At 49.9% G+C, this 18,480-nt stretch carries 18 protein-coding genes; 14 read left to right on the forward strand and 4 right to left on the reverse strand.

All coding sequences use genetic code 11. The features are described 5' to 3' along the window. Nucleotides 1-37: 37 nt before the first annotated feature. The 5 genes from AC0YN3_RS15160 (at nt 38) to bcp (ending at nt 4,043) form a co-directional block, all read left to right on the forward strand. Complete coding sequence (locus tag AC0YN3_RS15160; protein ID WP_475775861.1) at nt 38-202, forward strand: GGDEF domain-containing protein; 165 nt, start codon at nt 38-40, stop codon at nt 200-202. A 52-nt stretch (nt 203-254) separates the two neighbouring features. Further along, nucleotides 255-1,586 (forward strand): ABC transporter substrate-binding protein, encoded by a 1,332-nt coding sequence (locus tag AC0YN3_RS15165; RefSeq protein ID WP_475775862.1) that lies wholly within the window; start codon nt 255-257, stop codon nt 1,584-1,586. A gap of 230 nt (nt 1,587-1,816) precedes the next feature. Beyond that, entirely contained in the window at nt 1,817-2,875 is a 1,059-nt protein-coding gene (locus tag AC0YN3_RS15170) for an asparaginase (protein WP_475775863.1), read from the forward strand. 1 nt (nt 2,876) lies between these two features. Continuing rightward, nucleotides 2,877-3,566, forward strand: a complete 690-nt coding sequence (locus tag AC0YN3_RS15175; RefSeq protein WP_475775864.1) for a VOC family protein — start codon at nt 2,877-2,879, stop codon at nt 3,564-3,566. A 6-nt stretch (nt 3,567-3,572) separates the two neighbouring features. Further along, nucleotides 3,573-4,043, forward strand: coding sequence for a thioredoxin-dependent thiol peroxidase (gene bcp / locus AC0YN3_RS15180; RefSeq protein WP_475775865.1), 471 nt, complete (start codon nt 3,573-3,575; stop codon nt 4,041-4,043). Between the two features lie 169 nt (nt 4,044-4,212). Here bcp and AC0YN3_RS15185 read toward each other — a convergent pair whose 3' ends face one another. Beyond that, the gene (locus tag AC0YN3_RS15185; protein ID WP_475775866.1) at nt 4,213-6,075 is read right to left on the reverse strand and encodes an LTA synthase family protein; all 1,863 of its coding nucleotides are present in this window, start codon (nt 6,073-6,075) and stop codon (nt 4,213-4,215) included. 337 nt (nt 6,076-6,412) lie between these two features. On the opposite strand from AC0YN3_RS15185, the gene AC0YN3_RS15190 reads away from it, so the two are divergent. After that, nucleotides 6,413-7,330 carry a M15 family metallopeptidase gene (locus AC0YN3_RS15190; protein WP_475775867.1) on the forward strand — a complete coding sequence of 306 codons (918 nt, stop codon included), beginning with the start codon at nt 6,413-6,415 and terminating at the stop codon, nt 7,328-7,330. Nucleotides 7,331-7,422: 92 nt separating this feature from the next. Here AC0YN3_RS15190 and AC0YN3_RS15195 read toward each other — a convergent pair whose 3' ends face one another. Then, nucleotides 7,423-7,578, reverse strand: coding sequence for a DUF1540 domain-containing protein (locus AC0YN3_RS15195; protein ID WP_475775868.1), 156 nt, complete (start codon nt 7,576-7,578; stop codon nt 7,423-7,425). A 269-nt stretch (nt 7,579-7,847) separates the two neighbouring features. Here AC0YN3_RS15195 and AC0YN3_RS15200 point away from each other — a divergent pair, with 269 nt between their 5' ends. Further along, nucleotides 7,848-8,813 (forward strand): nucleoside hydrolase, encoded by a 966-nt coding sequence (locus AC0YN3_RS15200; RefSeq protein ID WP_475775869.1) that lies wholly within the window; start codon nt 7,848-7,850, stop codon nt 8,811-8,813. Nucleotides 8,814-8,988: 175 nt separating this feature from the next. Here AC0YN3_RS15200 and AC0YN3_RS15205 read toward each other — a convergent pair whose 3' ends face one another. Continuing rightward, the gene (locus AC0YN3_RS15205) at nt 8,989-10,305 is read right to left on the reverse strand and encodes a deoxyguanosinetriphosphate triphosphohydrolase family protein (protein ID WP_475775870.1); all 1,317 of its coding nucleotides are present in this window, start codon (nt 10,303-10,305) and stop codon (nt 8,989-8,991) included. Nucleotides 10,306-10,546: 241 nt separating this feature from the next. Between AC0YN3_RS15205 and cls the strand changes: the two genes are divergently transcribed. Continuing rightward, a complete protein-coding gene (cls, locus tag AC0YN3_RS15210) occupies nt 10,547-11,986 on the forward strand; it encodes a cardiolipin synthase (protein ID WP_475776089.1) in 1,440 nt (479 codons plus the stop codon). Nucleotides 11,987-12,061: 75 nt separating this feature from the next. Here the strand turns inward: cls and AC0YN3_RS15215 are convergent, their stop codons facing one another. Further along, nucleotides 12,062-12,241 (reverse strand): hypothetical protein, encoded by a 180-nt coding sequence (locus AC0YN3_RS15215; protein WP_475775871.1) that lies wholly within the window; start codon nt 12,239-12,241, stop codon nt 12,062-12,064. Between the two features lie 281 nt (nt 12,242-12,522). Between AC0YN3_RS15215 and AC0YN3_RS15220 the strand changes: the two genes are divergently transcribed. The 6 genes from AC0YN3_RS15220 (at nt 12,523) to AC0YN3_RS15245 (ending at nt 18,455) form a co-directional block, all read left to right on the forward strand. After that, entirely contained in the window at nt 12,523-12,915 is a 393-nt protein-coding gene (locus AC0YN3_RS15220) for a Fur family transcriptional regulator (RefSeq protein WP_475775872.1), read from the forward strand. Then, nucleotides 12,894-13,706: a winged helix-turn-helix transcriptional regulator gene (locus tag AC0YN3_RS15225; protein ID WP_475775873.1), complete on the forward strand. Its 813-nt coding sequence runs from the start codon at nt 12,894-12,896 to the stop codon at nt 13,704-13,706. The genes AC0YN3_RS15220 and AC0YN3_RS15225 overlap by 22 nt, the downstream gene beginning before the upstream one ends. A gap of 177 nt (nt 13,707-13,883) precedes the next feature. Continuing rightward, complete coding sequence (locus AC0YN3_RS15230; RefSeq protein ID WP_475775874.1) at nt 13,884-15,338, forward strand: catalase; 1,455 nt, start codon at nt 13,884-13,886, stop codon at nt 15,336-15,338. A gap of 243 nt (nt 15,339-15,581) precedes the next feature. Then, nucleotides 15,582-16,418, forward strand: a complete 837-nt coding sequence (locus tag AC0YN3_RS15235) for a DUF427 domain-containing protein (RefSeq protein ID WP_475775875.1) — start codon at nt 15,582-15,584, stop codon at nt 16,416-16,418. 253 nt (nt 16,419-16,671) lie between these two features. Further along, nucleotides 16,672-17,808, forward strand: a complete 1,137-nt coding sequence (locus AC0YN3_RS15240; protein WP_475775876.1) for a betaine/proline/choline family ABC transporter ATP-binding protein — start codon at nt 16,672-16,674, stop codon at nt 17,806-17,808. Beyond that, nucleotides 17,805-18,455 carry an ABC transporter permease gene (locus AC0YN3_RS15245; RefSeq protein WP_475775877.1) on the forward strand — a complete coding sequence of 217 codons (651 nt, stop codon included), beginning with the start codon at nt 17,805-17,807 and terminating at the stop codon, nt 18,453-18,455. The genes AC0YN3_RS15240 and AC0YN3_RS15245 overlap by 4 nt, the downstream gene beginning before the upstream one ends. Nucleotides 18,456-18,480: the final 25 nt, after the last annotated feature.

Genomic DNA, 18,480 nt, shown 5'->3' on the forward strand with positions numbered 1-18,480 from the left:
GCAGCGTCGGGATGTGCATATCCGATGAGCCAATAGAATGTTCACGCGCTACGAGGCAGGCGGGCAGGCGTTCCAAGTTACAATGAGTTTCGGAGCGGTTACGCGGACGCCGGAGCGGACGGACGAAATTGTAAATGAGGCAGATACGATGCTTTATTCCGCAAAAAAACAAGGGCGAAACTGTATCGTTTGGGGAGCTTGAAGCCGATATACAAAGTAATGGTTATCACCTTTATTTGAATCGGGGGGATTTGATGATGCTCCATTTGCTGAGCAAAGGGCTGTATCCGTTCTCAATCATCCTTATGATTTCACTCATAAGCGGCTGCACCACGGCCAGTAATCGGTCGGAGCTGCCTGAACAGACTGGTGCGGCCGACAAAGTTACCTTGAAAATGGTACAAAGCCTGACGACGCCTCAGCGGACGCTGCAGCTGGAGAAGCTTATCGCGCAATTCGAGGCGGAGCATCCGAATATCGCGATTGAACTGGTCTCGCCTGATTATGAAACGGCGGATGAAAAGATCTTATCGATGCTCGATAAGCGGGAAGAGGTCGATATTGTTGAGGTTCGCGATGTTACGGCGCATGTGTATGCATCAAGGGGGTTGCTGGTCAGCTTAGAGAAATACATCAGTGCTTGGGATAATTATACGCTTCTAAGCGACAACGCCAGATTGATGGCAAGGGATGTCGCGGATATTACTTATTATATTCCGAGCAGCCTATACCAAGTGCAGCTTTATTACCGCAAGGACTGGTTCGATGCCAGAGCGCTTCAAGTACCGGAAACGTGGGAGCAGCTGTTTTTTGTCGGAAAGCAGCTTACGAAGCCGGAAATTGGGCAATATGGCTTCGCATTTCGAGGCGGGAGGGCTACTGCCAACACCTTGTCCTCCATCGTTCAGGATTATAACGGAAGCAACGTCAGCGCCAGCGAATCTATGTTTAACGTCGATGGAACGACGATATTCGAAGGCTCCGGGGCTGCTGAGGGGCTCGAGCTCTACCGTAAGCTTTATATCGAAACCTCGCATCCCGCGTCTATAGATTGGGGCTTCAACGAGCAGATAAAGGCGTTTACGGAAGGGAAAGCGGCTATGCTAATCCAGGATTCGGACGTGATTCCGTTCATCGAGGAGAAGCTGGAGGACAGCGAGTGGGCAACGGCGCCGCTCCCGGTTGGACCTGAGGGCGTTTCCCATTACAATGTAGGTGCAGCAGGCTGGGGAATTGCGCTGCAATCCAAGCACCGAGACGAGGCCTGGGCATTTATTTCCTACCTTTCTTCGCTTGAGAACAACCGCAGCTTTGCTGATGCGGCGGGCGTTATCACGATCTATAATAATGCGCTTGAGCAAGAGAAATACGCAACGGGTCCATACGCCCCTTATATGCTCATGTCTAATGATCCAATACGCTATCAGGGCGTTAAGCAGCCGAGCCACTATGCCAAGTATAGCGAGTATTTGCAGATGGCATTGACAGATGGGCGCAAATATTTGCAAGAAGTGATTTCTACGGATACGCTATTGAAACAGTTTGATCTGTTTTGGAAAGAGCAGAGGAAGCTGACAGGCGACTGAATGAAAGGGGCTGCGAATGATGTACGCGAAGGATGCTGCGTTCATCATCCGCAGCTCCTTTTGCTTGCTCGGGGAGGTTAAGCAGCGTGCGGTATGAAGGCTCTGCGACAGGGCAACCTGTAAAGGATGGCTGTACGCCTTGACCGGAATGCTTCACCGCATATACGATTAAAGCATTCCAAACGCAAGGATGGATGGGAACAAGCGCAAGCTAGCAAGGAGGAAACAGGTTGAAGTCATTATTAGTCGTATTTACGGGCGGCACGATAGGAAGCAAGAAGCAGGGCGCGGGCATCGACGTTGACGGCGCGGGCTCCTACTCGCTTATTGAGGATTACGGCAATAGCCAGCTGCAGCGCCAAGACGTTAAGCTGGATGCGATTCAGCCGTTGAATTTGCTGAGCGAGAATATGACGTCAGCCGATTGGATAACGCTTGCCACAGCAATCCGCAAAGTGGATTTGACTCCGTATTGCGGTATTATCGTAACCCATGGCTCAGATACGCTGGCTTATAGCGCTGCGATGATGAGCTATTTATTTGCGGGCATAAGAATACCCTTTGTTCTGACCGCAAGCAATTATCCGCTCGAGGATGCCAGAAGCAATGGTCGGCGGAACTTTGCGAATGCCATTGATTTTGCTGCGGGAGAGCAGCTGCCTGGCGTATTTGCGCTGTATGAGAATGACAAGGGAGAACCGCTTGTATATCTCGGAACCCGGATTACGCAGTGTGCGTCCTTTACGGATCAGTTCGGGAGTCCTTATGACATTCCTTATGGCAGAATGGAGCAGGGCAGCTTCATTTTTCAACCGGATAAGCGAAATCCGGCGCCGGAGACGTTAAGGCAGTCGGCCCCGAAGCCTTGGATTTGGGATGTAGATTCGCTTCGTTTGGATTCGGGCATCGTCTATATCAAGCCGTATCCGGGCCTTAATTATTCCTATTATGAGTTTGGGCAAAACCGTCCCAAAGCGGTGCTGCATGATCTTCATCATTCGGGAACAGCTTGCGCCGTAGAAGAAGGTCCCTATTCGCTGACACAGTTTATTGCGGGCTGCAGCAAGCAAGGTATCGATGTATACATATGTCCGATCAAAGACCGGTCGGATGCCCTTTACTCCTCTTCCCTTCGCCTAATTGAAGCGGGTGCTATTGTGATAGAGAAGCTATCGGTTGAAGCCGCCTTGACGAAGCTCATGCTGGCATACGGTCTTTATGAGCAGCAAGCTGAGGCGAAAGCTTTTGCAACGGAGAGCATTTTGTATTATGAGCATAATGAGGTGTAGAATGATTATTGAGAAGCTAGTATTACACACGGCTAACGCTGTAAGCCTTATGCCTTTTTACGCCGATGTGCTTGGGTTGCCGGTCATAAGCACCGAGCAAGGGCGTTTCACTGTGCAGGCGGGCTGGAGCGAGCTGACCTTTACGGAGCTGGAGCAGCCGCTTAACGAAAAGCATTACTATCATTTTGCATTTACGATTCCGGAGAATAAGCTGGCGGAAGCCAAGCGATGGATCGAGGCGCTGGTGCCGATCGGTACGGAAGCCGGACAGGATATATCCTACAGCGAATCATGGGATTCGCATTCGGTATATTTCGAGGATCCTGCAGGCAACATTCTGGAACTGATCGCGCGGCACACGATGAATAACGCAACGGATAATCCTTTTGATCCCAAGCAGCATATCCTCTGCATTAGTGAAATCGGAGTGCCGACGAGCAGGGTTCCTTCTGCGGTAGACCAGCTGGCAGAGCTTGGACTGCTGACATACAAAACCCGCAACGAAAGCTTTAATCCTGTCGGAGACGATAACGGCTTGATGATGGTAGTGGAAACGGGCAGGCGCTGGCATTTCACGGACAAAACCGCAGAAAGCTTCCCGGTGAGGGTGACTGTGCAAGGCGTAGGAGAGCTTTATTTGAGCGAGAATGAGCATGGTTTGATGATCCAAAATATAAATGGAGGAGAATGATAAACAATGGGAGAAATCGTGAAGGTTGGCGACCAAGTTCCGAATTTCAAGCTGCAGGCGTCGAACGGCAAGGAAGTGGAGCTTGCGGACTATGCCGGCAAGAAGCTGGTTATTTATTTCTATCCTCGCGATATGACGCCGGGCTGCACGACAGAGTCGTGTGATTTCCGTGATTTCAACGGACAGTTTGGCACTAATAATACGGAGGTAATCGGTATTAGCCCTGATGATCTGGCTTCTCACGAGCAATTCGTAGACAAGCATGAGCTGCCGTTTCTTTTGCTGTCGGATACAGAGCATACCGTGTCTGAGCTGTTTGGCGTATGGAAGCTGCGGAGCTGGAACGGCGAGGAGTTCATGGGGATTGAACGTTCTACCTTCCTGCTGGACGAGCAGGGCAAGCTGGTCAAGGAATGGCGCAGCGTAAGCGTAGAGGGACATGTGAATGAAGTACTTGAGGCTGTCAAGAACAGCTAACTGACGTTGCATAGCAAAAGACTCACCCGGAAGCCGTTTGACGCGCTTCAAGGTGAGTCTTTTTTGAAATATAGGAAAAGATATCATTTCGCCAACTTTCTCTATATTTCTAAGTGAAACGTAAGCTTAGCCGCCAGAGGACGGCTTCAGCCGTTTACGCTTGTTCGTTTTATTTGGTTTTCCAGCTCGGAAGCTGGCTTACGTAGCTGTCGGATAGATTAAGCAGCTCCAGCGCACGCTGGTACTCATCCTCCGTAGCCTCTTGCTCCGTATCGCCGTTGCCGGCCAAGGAATAGTGCTTGCCATCCTCGAAGCCGCTTCCCGACATAAACAGCTCCTTGCTGCTTAAGAATGAGCCGGACGGGAGATAATAACGCTGTGGAAGCACGTTGTACGACTGATTGAGCAGATCTTGGCCGAAATGAATGTGATCACCGAGCGAAATGCCCAGCATATTCGCAATGGTCGGCAAAATATCCACTTGGCCGCCTAGCTGATCGAACACTTTTCCTTCCGTGATTCCTGTAGATGCGACTACAAGCGGAATGTTGATCATGTCGGTATAGCCGTATTCGTGACCGTAAATTTCCGCCATTAGCTCTTTGTCGTCTTTGTCGAGCGAGTATACAGGAAGACCAAGATGATCTCCGTAAAGCAATACTAAGCTGTCGTCCCAAATGCCGCGTTCCTTCAGATCCGCGATAAATTGGCCAAGCGCAAAGTCGGCATAGTTCTGAGCACGGATATAATCTCCGACGAACGTATTCTCGTAGCGCTCAGGCAGCGTCATTTTGTACTTGTCAGACGGAATAGTAAACGGATGATGCGCCGTCATCGAGATGATATGCGAGTAGAACGGTTTACCGTTTTGGCTCATGCGATCAAGCTCTTCTGCCGTTTTTTTGTACAGCTGCTCATCGGATGCGCCGAAGAATACCGTATCTTCGGTGCCGAAAAACTTCGCGTCGTAATAACGGTCGAAGCCAAGCGCTTTATAAAGCTCGCCACGGTTCCAGAACTCCACGACATTGGTATGGAACGTAGCCGTATCATAACCGTTTTCCTTCAGCATTTTCGGCAAGCTTGGAAGCTCCTTATCGGCATAAATCATCGTAGCCGCGCCGCGCGGCGGAATGTAGAACGACGTATTCACGACGAATTCGGCATCGGATGTATTGCCCTGGCCAACCTGCTGATAGAAATGCTTGAAATAATAGTTTTCGTTCACGAGCTTGTTGATGTTAGGCGTAATTTCCTGTCCGTCAATTTTGAGATTGACGAGAAAGTTTTGGAACGACTCCATTTGGAGAATGATGACGTTTTTGCCCGATGCCGTTTTCCAAAGCTGCGGCGCCGCGGGCTGCTCTACTTTTTTGACCGTATCGATTTTCTCTTGCGTAATATGGTTTGGATCGACGAAATCGATGTCTTTGTTGGAGAAAATCATATAGGCCTCGTAATTGAGAATGCCCATTTGCTCCGCTTTGACAATCTCGTTCATACTTGCGCGGTTAGGCAAAATGTTGAACAAGCAAAGCGCGATCGAGATCGTGAAAAGAGCGACGACAAGGCGTTTGTTTTCTTTGCGCGAGCTCTCTTTCTTCCAATTCAATGCTCTCTTGGGGCGAAACAATAGAACAGCCATAATTATAATATCAATAAAGATTAATAGGTAGTATGGATCCATAAGCGAGAATACGCTGTTCTTGACAGCGGTGACCTGATTGACCTGCTCCAGCGCCAAATAGGTAACGATGACCCCGTAATACTTGTAATACATAATGACGGCGAATAAAATAAGGGTCATTAATAGATTGGCAATTAAATAATAGACGAGCTTGCGCTTGGATGCGAACCATTCTATGAGACAATACACGATGAGGACAAATGGAATTTCTTTTAGAATCGTTGTCCATGAGAATCCATCCTCAAAAATAACCATCCATGCCAGATAGCTTTTGAGCAGCATGATAAATGAGAAGAAAAGAATGGGACGAGTGCTTAATAATCGTTTTGGAGTAAGAAATGTCATATAACCGCCTACCTTTCACAGCAAAAACAGGCCGTCTCTCAGAGGCAGCCAGCCCGCTAATAGTAATATATATGCGTTCGGTAAATTCTTAATCCATTATGCTCCTAATTACTGTCGAATGTCAAAAGGCAAAAGGCTCCTCCATGCCCAAGCAAAATATTAGCAAGTTAACAATTTACAAAGGTTTTTTGTGTAATCATTTCTGATTCATGATTTTCATGCTAGCAGATTGAAACATTACATTGATTTTAGTAGTCTATTAATGAGATGGAAGCGGACAAACTATAGGTAGATGAATAATTACATGTAATATATGTAAAAATATAATTGGAGGCCTATGATGAAAAAAAGAAGAGGAAGGCTATTGCTGTTCCTTATGGTATGCGCAGCAATGGTGATTGGTTACTCTATATTCAATAAAGAAGAAACGAATACGATACCTCCCAAGCAGGCAGCGGCAAATGGCGGAACGACGGATGGGGGCGGCGAGCTGTCGGGCAATAGCGAGGCAGAGCCTACGGAGGAAGCGGATAACGCTTCACCGGTACAGACGGATAAGCCGGAAGCAACGAACGAGCCGGATGCGGGCAACGGTGCTTCAACCGAGCAGCCCAGCCATGAAGGGGACGGAGGACAAACCGGGCAGACGGAGGATGGGCTTGCTGTAATCGCTAAGCCTTCGGAAATCGCCGTCCTCGTTAACAAGCAGCGCAAGCTGCCCGAGAATTATGATCCGTCCGACCTCGTGTACCCGGAGGTCAGGTTTATTTTCTCGGAGAAGGTGGAGAAGCGCAAGCTGCGTCAAGAAGCGGCAACGGCGCTCGAGAAGCTGTTCTCAGCTGCCGAGGATGACAGCATCCTATTGGCTGGCGTCTCCGCTTACCGATCCCACGCTACGCAAAAGACGCTGTTTGAGCGCTATGTGAAGCGGGACGGATTAGAAAAAGCGAGAACCTACAGCGCGTTTCCGGGCACGAGCGAGCATGAAACGGGCCTAGCCATTGACGTTTCCGGCAGCGATGGGAAATGTGCGGCAGCCGATTGCTTCGCGGACACGAAGGAGGCGAAGTGGGTTGCTGAGCATGCGGACGAGTATGGCTTTATTGTTCGCTACCCGGATGGCAAGGAAGCGATTACCGGCTATCAGTATGAGCCATGGCATTTGCGGTACGTAGGCAAGGAGCTTGCAGCGGAGCTGTCTGAGAGCGGAGAGACGCTTGAAGAGTATTATGATGCTGTTCCGGTAACCAAATAATAAACAAATGCGCAAGCCTCGTCTGTATGCGCTGAGACATTTGCGGTGACTCGGCCAGAGGGCTTGCGCGTGTTTACAGGTAAAGGTAAACGTTAGATCTTTGGTTCAAACGTCTTGCAATCCGTTTCTTCGGAGTTGCTGGCTTGCTTGCCACGGTTGCTGACAACGTAAATAGAAGAGGCGCCGCAGTGATTTCCTGCTGCCCAGAACTTGCATGAGTTCACTTCGCATAATACATCCTTAGCCATTGACAATTCACCTCCTCGCTATATAGGATTGACAAACGATATATCGTTTTATACTTGAAATATAGGAAAGGATATGATTTCGCTATCCTTTCTCTATATTTCTCGGAATGAAACGCGCCGCGCCCTCAAAGGACGGCGACAACTGTTTCACCTTGACGTATAGGGAAGTATATGATTTTGTACATACTATTTCTAGACGTTTCGGAGAAACGATGGCGTTTATTGAAAGGACTCCGTCAGGCGTTTCTTCTTAGAGAGGATGAATACTTATGGCAACTAAACTTTATTTCAATCACGATGCGGGCGTAGACGATCTGGTCTCCCTATTTCTATTGCTTCAAATGGAAGATATCGATCTTATCGGCGTATCGGTCATACCGGCGGACGGCTATTTGGAGCCTGGCATGAAGGCAAGCCGCAAAATCATTGACCGTTTCGGCGTTCCTGCCAAAGCAAAGTCAATCGAAGTGGCGAGATCCAATTCTCGCGGCGTCAATCCGTTCCCGGCCGAATGGCGGATGCATACGTTTTTTGTGGATGCGCTCCCCATCTTGAATGAAGCGGGTACGATCCGTACGGGCGTTGCCGCAAAGCCTGCGCATCAGCATATGATTGAGCAGCTTCGCCAATCGGAGGAGAAGGTGACGCTTCTATTCACCGGCCCGCTAACCGATCTGGCGCGCGCTTTGGACGAGGCGCCGGATATCGAGGCAAAGATTGAGAAGCTGGTCTGGATGGGCGGAACGTTTAACGAGAAAGGCAACGTGCAAGAGCCCGAGCATGACGGCACTGCCGAATGGAATGCATTCTGGGATCCGGAGGCGGTGCACCGCGTTTGGGCAAGTAGCCTATCCATTCTGCTGGTCGCGCTGGAGAGTACGAATAAGGTTCCGCTAACGATGGAGGTTCGCAACCGCTGGGCATCGCTGCGCAAGCATGAAGGTCTTGATTTCGTAGGCCAATGTTACGCAGCTTGTCCTCCGCTCGTCTATATGGAGACGAATTCGACTTATTACTTATGGGATGTGCTAACGACAGCGGTTGTAGGCAATCCGGAGCTTGTTGCGATCAAAACGGTGAACAGTGCAGTGGTCAAGGATGGCGCAAGCCAAGGCCGTACGGTAGAACGTGCAGACGGCCGCCCGGTTAGCCTGGTATATGACGTTGATCCGGTCCGCTTCTTTGATTACATTACCGAGTTGTCGGCAAGCGCAGTTAGCGCACCTATCGGCTAGGCTCAGACAGGGCTGCATGTTAAAAAAAAGCGCGGCGAGAAGGGAGTGTCACTCCCGGCTCGCCGCGCTTTCTTGAAATATAGGAAAGGATATCTTTTCGCCAACTTTCTCTATATTTCTACGCGAAACGTAAGCTTAGCCGCCAGAGGACGGCTTCAGCCTTTTACCCTTGTTATTAATCCATTTCGTAGATTGATCCGGATTTGCTTGCATACAGCTCGGCGTATACCTTCTCTGCGTATGCATCCGTCATGCCGGAGATATAATCCGCGACAAACCGGGGCCAGCTCCATTTGTTTTTGTGCAGCTCGTAATTCTCGATCCAGTCTGGCGGGATGATGAGTCGTCCGTAGTCGGGAACCTTAAAGCTGTCCCACAGTCTCCGGATCATAATCTCGCTGCGCATCTGCAAGCGCTGCACGCGGAAATCCTTAATCAGCGTTACCCAAGCCAGCTTCTTCAAAATCTCCATCGTCCGAAGCAATTCGATATCCTGCTGACCGCTATTGACGAAGGTGACCTTCTTCCAACCGGTCACGGGATCGTCGATGATGCCGACCTTGGCGGCGAATAAGCTGACCCACCTTGCTTTCATCTCGCGGCGCGTGCGGGAAGGCTCTCGCTCACAGCCTGCATAAAGCTCCTGCCATTGCTCGAAATAGGATACGAGCACGCGTTTGACCATAGCAGGAATATCTACCTCTCCCCAGCCGATGCCCGTATTTCCCTTGTCCTCGACAATCTCTTGTACGACATGGTCGATCAGCCTGCTATCCTCAAAAAAGCTGCGGTTCATTTGGATTTTGCCGGCGCGGATGCCGTCTTCGATATCGTGGGTCGAATAGGCGATGTCATCGCATAAATCCATCAGCTGCGCTTCCAAAGTGGAGCAGCCGATCGGAATTTTCCAAGCGCGGCGCAGCTGCTCGATTTCGCCCCATTCCGTGCTGTACAAGCCTTTAAGCCTGCCCGGCTCGCCAAGGCTGAACGGGTACTTATTGACAGCAAGCAGGACAGCTGCGGTTAAATCAAGGCCGCTTCCGCTTCCCGCGCGTTTCTCCAGAAACATCAAGATCCGAAAGTTCTGCGCATTACCCTCGTAAGGAATGCCGTATTCCTCCATCAGCAGATGGTTAAGCACCTCTTCGCCTTTATGACCAAACGGAGGATGCCCAAGATCGTGGGCGAGCGCAGCAATTTCTACGACAGCCGGATCCAGAATGAGCCCAGGATGCTCCTTGCGGGAAAGAAAGTCATATTGCTTATTGAGCCTGCGGGCAACCTCGCGCGCAATCTGGGATACCTCGAGCGAATGGGTCAATCTTGTACGGTAGTAATCTCCTGTGCCTGCGCCGAATACCTGCGACTTGCCTTGCAGTCGGCGGAACGCGGGAGACTGAATGAGCCGTGCGTAATCCCGTTCGTATTCGTCCCGTTCCTCGCTAAAAGTGCCAAGCGCTTTCTCGTCCAATCTAAATTTGCGTATGTCCATCGTTGTTCCTCCAGTAGCAAAGCTGCGCGTCTTATTTATTTAAAGCACCGGTCATCTCGTTCCCGGATCGTAGGCTGGCTTATCGGGTGTTAAACATGATTCGAAAGGGGGTATTAATGAAGCAATAACAAGATCTGCTTAAATTGTAGCATATAATCAGGCTTGAACATACAACGTGCATGAAGTATGATCGCATTAGCTTTTACATCAGACTGAGGTGTTTATTATTCAATCAGCTATTATGCAGAACGCATACGGAATTGTTATGCTTCTTAACATTTTTTTGGCGATTACCGTTATTTTTCTGGAACGGCGCAACGCTAGTACGACCTGGGCCTGGCTCATGGTTCTCTTTTTTATACCCGTCATAGGGTTCGTCATGTATTTAATACTGGGGCAGAAGGTTCGCAAAAGAAAGCTTTATAAGCTGCTGGGCGATAGCCAGCGGATTATCGAGCATACGATTGAACGCCAAATGCGGCAGCTGCGCGACGGCGAGATCGCCTATACCGATCCTGCGATGCAGAGCTACCAAGACATGATCTATATGAACTTGAAAACAAGCTATGCGCTGTATACGAGCAATAACGCGGTTGAAATCTATACGGAGGGCAACCAAAAGTTTGACGCCCTGCTGAAGGATATCGAAGCCGCGCAGCATCACATTCATCTCGTGTACTATATCGTGCGCGACGACGAGCTGGGAAGAAGGCTGGTGAAGGCGCTGGCGGCAAAGGCTGCTGAAGGCGTAGAGGTTAAGTTCCTCTATGACCATATCGGGAGCTCCGGCTTGCCGAGGCGCTATTTCCACGAGCTTCTGGCGGCAGGCGGCCAGGAGGCGGCATTTTTCCCGTCACGCATCCCTTATTTGAATCTGAAGATCAATTATCGCAATCATCGCAAGCTTGTTATCATTGACGGGAAGACCGGCTATATCGGCGGATTTAACATTGGCGATGAATATTTGGGGTTGAATAAGCATTTTGGCGAATGGAGAGATACGCATCTGAGGGTACAAGGCAACGCGGTGCTCCAAATGCAGGCGCAGTTCCTCATGGACTGGAATTTGGCAGCTTCGGGCAATGTCGTATTGAACGAGCTTTATTTCCCGATTATGGGCGAAGAGCTGGGTACGATTGGGATGCAGCTGGTCGCAAGCGGTCCGGATACGGAATATCAGCAAATTAAGGATGCGTATATCAAGATGATCTACGCGGCGAAAAAAACAATTTGCCTGCAGACGCCATATTTTGTACCCGATGAGAGCTTAATGACGGCGCTGAAGATCGCTTCTTTGTCGGGGGTAGACGTTCGTATCATGCTGCCGAGCATGCCGGACCATTTCTTCGTTTATTGGGCGACGCATTCCTACTTGGGAGAGCTTCTGGTCAATGGGGTCAAATGCTATATGTTCGAGAAAGGCTTCCTTCATGCCAAAACACTGGTCATTGACGGCAAGGTCGCTTCCGTCGGAACTGCCAATCTGGATATTCGCAGCTTTAAGCTGAATTTCGAAATGAATGCGTTTATTTATGATACGCAGACGGCGGCAAAGCTGCAACGCATATTCGAGGATGACATGAAGGTCAGCATGGAGCTGACGCTTGCGATTTATGCGGAACGACCGCTTATGAACAGATTCAAGGAATCGATATCCCGTTTACTCAGTCCGATCCTATAGACGCACATAAGAAGGGCTTCTGCTTATCTATGATAACCAGAAGCCCTTCACCTGCTTGGTAGAAAACTATTCAATTTATTCAAACGCTCCAATCCGCTGCTTGCCTTGTTTCTGCTTCGTCCTTTCGAATTTGTTACAAACCTTATCGACTTCGATCCTTGCCTGAATGACCTCGATCAACTTCCTTTCGATTTGTTTCAAATCCTTTCCTTCATTAAGTACTGACTGTCCGACTATCGTCATCATTTCATTCATTAGGTCCCCGCATGTCCTTAAATCCGATTGATACTCCTTTCCGAGTTAATGAGACATGCTTCGCTCACTTACTTCAATGGACTATCCCCTCTCGTTTAAGATAGGCTTAGTATATAACATTATTAGAATTTTGTAAATATTCAGATTATTTAATTCGACAAAAAAGTTGAACGATTTTTTCATAGATCGATAGGATGCAAGATAAACCGCGCGGTTGACCGTTTTGACGGAGCGATTTATACTTAGTCTAAAGTCATTTAAATTGAAGGAATGATAAAGCGATGAACAAAATCAACTTAACCATACAGCGCAGAGAAATTCTCGAAGTGGTGCAGCATGCACCCGATCACCCGACGGCGGCGGACGTCATAGACCGGCTGAAGGGGAAAGGCTTTAATTTTGCTTACGGCACCGTATACAATTCCCTAAGGTATTTGACGGACGTAGGCCTTATTCGCGAGCTGAAGCTGGGCGAGGCCGTCAGCCGTTATGATGCCCGGACGGATGAGCATCAGCATATCGTGTGTACGGTTTGCGGGCGCGTAGACGAAGTGTTAACGGAGCTGCCGAACGATTGGTTGAAGAAAGTGGCAGCCGAGACTTCCTATAAGGTTGATCATGCCCAGATTGTATTAGAGGGGGTTTGCGATTCATGCTCGACGAAACAACCGTGATAAACAACCATTCGAACGGCGGGAATGAGCAAGCCGGATATACGGAAGAAGAGCTGCTGCAAAACGGCATGATCTGTTCGATCACGCAGCGGGTCATGATTATTAGCCCGATGCCGGAGCGAGTCAAGAGCTTGCTCGTTGCCCTGTCGTCTGAATGCTTCGACGTCTTCTCCCTCCATGATTTCCAGAAGAGCATGCTTCAAAGCCTGCAGCCCGAGCTGCTCGTATTCGACGCAATTCCGCTCGTGAATGCCGCAACGGGGCATACGCTTCAAGCAGGCGCCGAGCTGCTGGAGTCGGCAGATATGCATGCGGTTCCTGTATTGATTCTGCTTGACCAGAAGTCGTACGAAAGCCGGGATACTTTCGCTCTTGGCGCTGCCGAGCTGCTTGTGTGGCCAGCCAAGCCAGAGCAGGCCGTCAAGCAAATTAACCGCATGCTGTCCAATCGTCCTGCCGTTGTGCCCAAAGCGGTGGATCAAGATATACGGACCTTTAAGGACATCACGGTTGATTTGAAGAAAATGACGGTTGACCGAGGCGGGCAGCGCGTAGAGCTAACCAAAACCGAATATGACCTGCTGCTGCATTTTATGTCATCCGACGGGTCGGTGCTGTCTCGCGAATCCTTGCTCGATACGGTATGGGGGCTTCATTTCTACGGTGGCAGCAATCTGGTGGACGCCCATATTAAAAGCTTGCGCAAAAAATTAAAGGATAGCGCCGTATCTCCGAAATATATCGTCACCGTAAGAGGCGCAGGTTACCGTATCGCCGAAATTCGCGATTAGATGGTGGGCAGGCAGAAGGCCTTCCGAGGCCATTCCAGCTTTACGAAATGACGACGTTCATGAGATTTTCATTTTTCATTCATGTTGTTTTCATGACAGCATCCCTTCAATTCGATAAGATTGGTTTAAAGATTTAGATCAAGTCTAAATATATAAACCGAATGAAGAGGTGCTAATATGGAAAACGATTTAACAACGAACCTGGGAACGCCAGTTGGCGATAATCAAAATACAAGGACAGCGGGGCAGCGGGGTCCTGCTTTGCTTGAAGATTACCATTTGCTCGAGAAGCTTGCCCATTTCGATAGGGAGCGGATCCCGGAGCGAGTCGTGCATGCAAGGGGAGCTGGCGCGCATGGCGTGTTCCGTACGGAAGCAGGCATGAAGGAGCATACGAGAGCTCATTTCTTGCGGGAAGCAGATATCGAAACCCCGGTATTCGTTCGTTTCTCCACCGTTATCAACGGAACCGGCTCACCAGAAACGGCACGGGATCCGCGTGGCTTCGCAGTAAAGTTCTACACGCAAGAGGGCAACTATGATATTGTCGGCAATCACCTGCCCGTGTTTTTCATTCGGGATGCCATGAAATTTCCTGACATGGTTCATTCCCTTAAGCCCGCGCCGCACACAAACCTGCAGGATCCAGCGCGTTACTGGGATTTCATGACGCTGTCGCCTGAATCGACGCATATGCTGACCTGGCTGTTTTCGGATGACGGCACGCCGGCAACCTACCGCGAAATGGACGGGTTCGGCGTACATGCTTTCAAATGGATCAACGATGCCGGAAAGCCCACCTATGTCAAATACCATTGGAAATCGTTGCAGGGCGTGCGCAACTTCACGGCAGCGGAAGCAGGCTTGATGCAAGGAAAAGATTTTAATCATGCGACAAGGGACTTGCATGCTTCCATTGAGCGGGGCGACTACCCGGAGTGGGAGCTCCATGTGCAGCTCATGCCGAACGAGCATGTGGATCGGCAGGCTTTTGATCCGCTGGATCCAACTAAGGTATGGCCGGAAGATATGTATCCGCTGCATAAGGTAGGGACGATGACGCTGAACCGGAATCCGGTCAACTACTTTGCCGAGGTGGAGCAATCGGCGTTCTCGCCAAGCGCGCTCGTACCAGGCATTGAGCCGTCGGAGGACAAGCTGCTGCAAGGCCGATTGTTCTCTTATCCAGACACGCAGCGCTATCGCTTAGGCGCCAACTATTTGCATATACCCGTCAACTGTCCGTATGCGCCAGTCCGCAACCACCAGCGGGATGGAGCGATGACGATGAAGGCCGATCCTTCTACCGTCAACTATGAGCCCAACAGCTTGTCGGAAAGCCCGAAGGAAGTGCCGTCTTATAATGACTCCTACGCCCCTCTTCAAGGAGCAGCGGGCCGTCAAAAGATCGATAAAACCGACGATTTCACGCAAGCAGGAGAGCGTTTCCGTTCTTTATCGGAGAGTCAGAGGGAGAATCTCATCGCCAATTTGACGGGAGAGCTGGAGCAAACGAACGATGATATTCGGCTTCGCGCCATCTGCAACTTTTTCCGGGCAGACCGTGCACTCGGCATGAGACTGTCGGAAAATCTAGGCGTGGATATTCGCAAGTATATGCCGCAACGATGAACGTTCGAGAGAACCCGACTAAGAGTTCTTGGGCTGTGTCTAAGTAGGTAAGTGGTAAAGTGTCCCGTTAATGCTCTAATCCGAGCAATGACGGGGCTTTTTTGTCGGAAAAACAGTGAAAATGCCATATACTTAAATCCCTATTGGTTTTATATGAATAATGGTTGTGGAATTGTGGAACGGATGCTAATATGTGAATATGGTAATGAATTATCTATTATTGATAAAATAGGAGGAATAATCATGAGTGTTCATCAAACCGAGCAGGAAAGCTGCCAAACGGCAGATACGGCCAAAAAAAACATTAAGGCCGAGCTTAACCCGCGTTGGGTCCGCGTACAGGTCGGAGACGTGACGATCGCAGACAGCAAGTCCGTTATTACGCTGCATGAGCGGGGGCATTTGCCCGTATATTATTTCCCGGTAGAGGATGTTCGGCAGGATTTGCTGGTAGCGTCGGAGCATCAAACCCATTGCCCTTTGAAAGGGGATGCCTCTTACTGGAGCATTCAAGCGGGCGAGCGCTTTATTGAAAATGCGGTGTGGGGCTATGCGAATCCGATTCCGGAAAGCGAAGCGCTCCGCGGGCATGTGGCTTTTTATTGGAACAAGGTAGATAAGTGGCTGGAGGAGGAAGAGGAAATATTCGTTCATCCCCGAGATCCGTACAAGCGTGTCGATGCGATTGCAAGCTCCCGTCATATCCAGGTCGTGCTGAACGGCGTTACGGTAGCCGACAGTAAACGCCCGGTGATCGTGTTTGAAACAGGCGTACCGGTCCGTTATTACTTGCCTATAGAGGATATTCAGCAGCAATATTTCACGGAGTCGAGCTTGCAGACCAGCTGCCCTTACAAAGGCGATGCCTCTTATTTGTCCGCGCAGGTCAACGGTAAAGCCTATGAAAATGTATTGTGGAGCTACCCGAATCCGATACCGGAAATTCCGAAAATAGCGAAGCTGCATTCGTTCTACAATGAGCGAGTGGACGCCATCTTTGTAGATGGGGTAAAGGAAGCGGAGCCAAGCTGGTATCGATCCGCGCTGGATTTTTTTAACGCGAGCGAATGGAAGAAATAGGGCGTATAAATCGCAAAAGCATGTCCCGACTGACCTGTTGACAGGAGGTCTTTTTTTATACCTATTTATAAGTTGTTAATTCCGATGGGATTAGTATAAATAATCGTTGACAACGGATGGATACCGTAATATTATTGTAATACAGTTGTTGGTTATCACATGTTAATAATTAGAGGTCTACCTTGCGCGAGGAGGTCTCATTTTCCCAAAAGGGAAAGTGAGGCCTTTTTCTTTATAGAAGGGATGGATGGGAATGAGCGAGGCTGCCGTTGAATTCAAGCAGGTAAGCAAAGATTATGGCGCGGGATTCGTGCTGCACAATTTCAATTTGACTGTGCCCAAGGAACAGATTGTAACGATTATAGGCCCGTCCGGCTGCGGGAAAACGACGATTCTGAAAATGATCAATCGCCTTATCGAGCCGGAGGAAGGGCAGATCCTGCTTGAGGGAAGCGACATCGGAGAGCTTGATCCCGTGCTGCTTAGAAGAAATATCGGCTATGTGATTCAGCAGATCGGATTGTTCCCGCATATGACCATCGAAGAGAACATTACGGTTGTTCCTCGCTTGAAGGGTGAACCGAAGCGGCAGTTGAAGGAACGTACGGAGGAGCTGCTGTCGCTTATCGGCCTGGAGCCTGAAGCGTACCGCAAGCGGTATCCGCATGAATTAAGCGGTGGGCAGCAGCAGCGGATCGGCGTGGCGAGAGCGCTTGCCGCGAACCCTTCCATCGTGCTTATGGATGAGCCGTTCAGCGCACTGGACCCGATTAGCCGCATCCAGCTTCAGAAGGAGCTGATCAAGCTGAATGAGCATGTGAAAAAAACGATCGTATTCGTAACGCACGATATCGATGAAGCTTTGAAGATCGCCGATCAAATCGTGCTGCTGAAGGATGGCAAAGTCGTACAGGCGGGCACGCCGGAGGAGCTGCTGAACCATCCAGCGAGCGATTTCGTGAAGGAATTCATCGGACAGGAGCGCTTTAAGCCGCTAGTCCCGCAGCATACGGTTTCCAGCGCGCTTGCCCATCATTTCTCGGTATACGCGTATGCCAAACCGGCTGACGCGCTGAATTATGCGAGGACGCATGAACTGGATACCTTGCCCGTAATCTGCGAGCAGAACAAGTACTTGGGCATCATCGGCCGGGAACAGCTGCTAGGCAATCACCAGGGGGATGGAGAACGGACGGTCAGCGAAATGATGCAGAAGGACGCTCCATACGTGAGAGGCGACGCTCCGATCGCGCAGCTTTTTGAGCTGCTGAAGAAAAATCGCGTCGTCCCTGTCGTGGATGCTTCGCATAAGTTTGTTGGGGCAGTCACGCAAGGCAGCCTGCTCGAAGCAATCGGAAAGCAGTTTAACAGGGAGGAGGCGCTGGCATGAATCAATTCTGGAACACGATTAGGGCGGACTGGGAGCATATTTTGCAGAAAACGGTGGAGCATGTGGAATTGTCATTAATCTCGGTCGTTATCGCTTGCTTGATTGCCATACCGATCGGGATTTACCTCACCACGCATAAACGGCTGGCGAATGGCATTATTACGGTCGTATCCGTTATTCAAACGATTCCGAGCCTAGCCTTGTTCGGATTTATGATCCCGCTAGTAGGTATCGGCACGAAGCCGGCTATTATCGCTCTGACGCTCTATGCGCTGCTTCCGATTCTGCAAAATACGTATGTCGGCGTCTCGGGCGTGAATCCGGCTTTAATCGAGGCCGGAACGGGCATGGGCATGACGCGATGGCAGATTTTGCGAATGGTTCAACTGCCGATTGCCCGCAGCTTCATTATGGCGGGCGTTCGGGTAGTCGCCGTCCAAACGATCAGTTTGGCAACCATTGCGACTTATATAGCGGCGGGCGGGCTTGGCGATATCATTACGCGAGGGATTTCTATGATCAATACGAACGTTATTCTGGCAGGTGCCATACCGGTATCACTGCTTGTGATTGTCGTAAACCTGCTGCTGCTGTACCTCAACCGCCGCTTGACGCCAAAGGGCTTGCGGCAGCAATCCAAAATATAATGCAGAACGCGAAAGGGGAAAAAGA

It is taken from the genome of Paenibacillus sp. J22R232 (genome assembly GCF_056269165.1).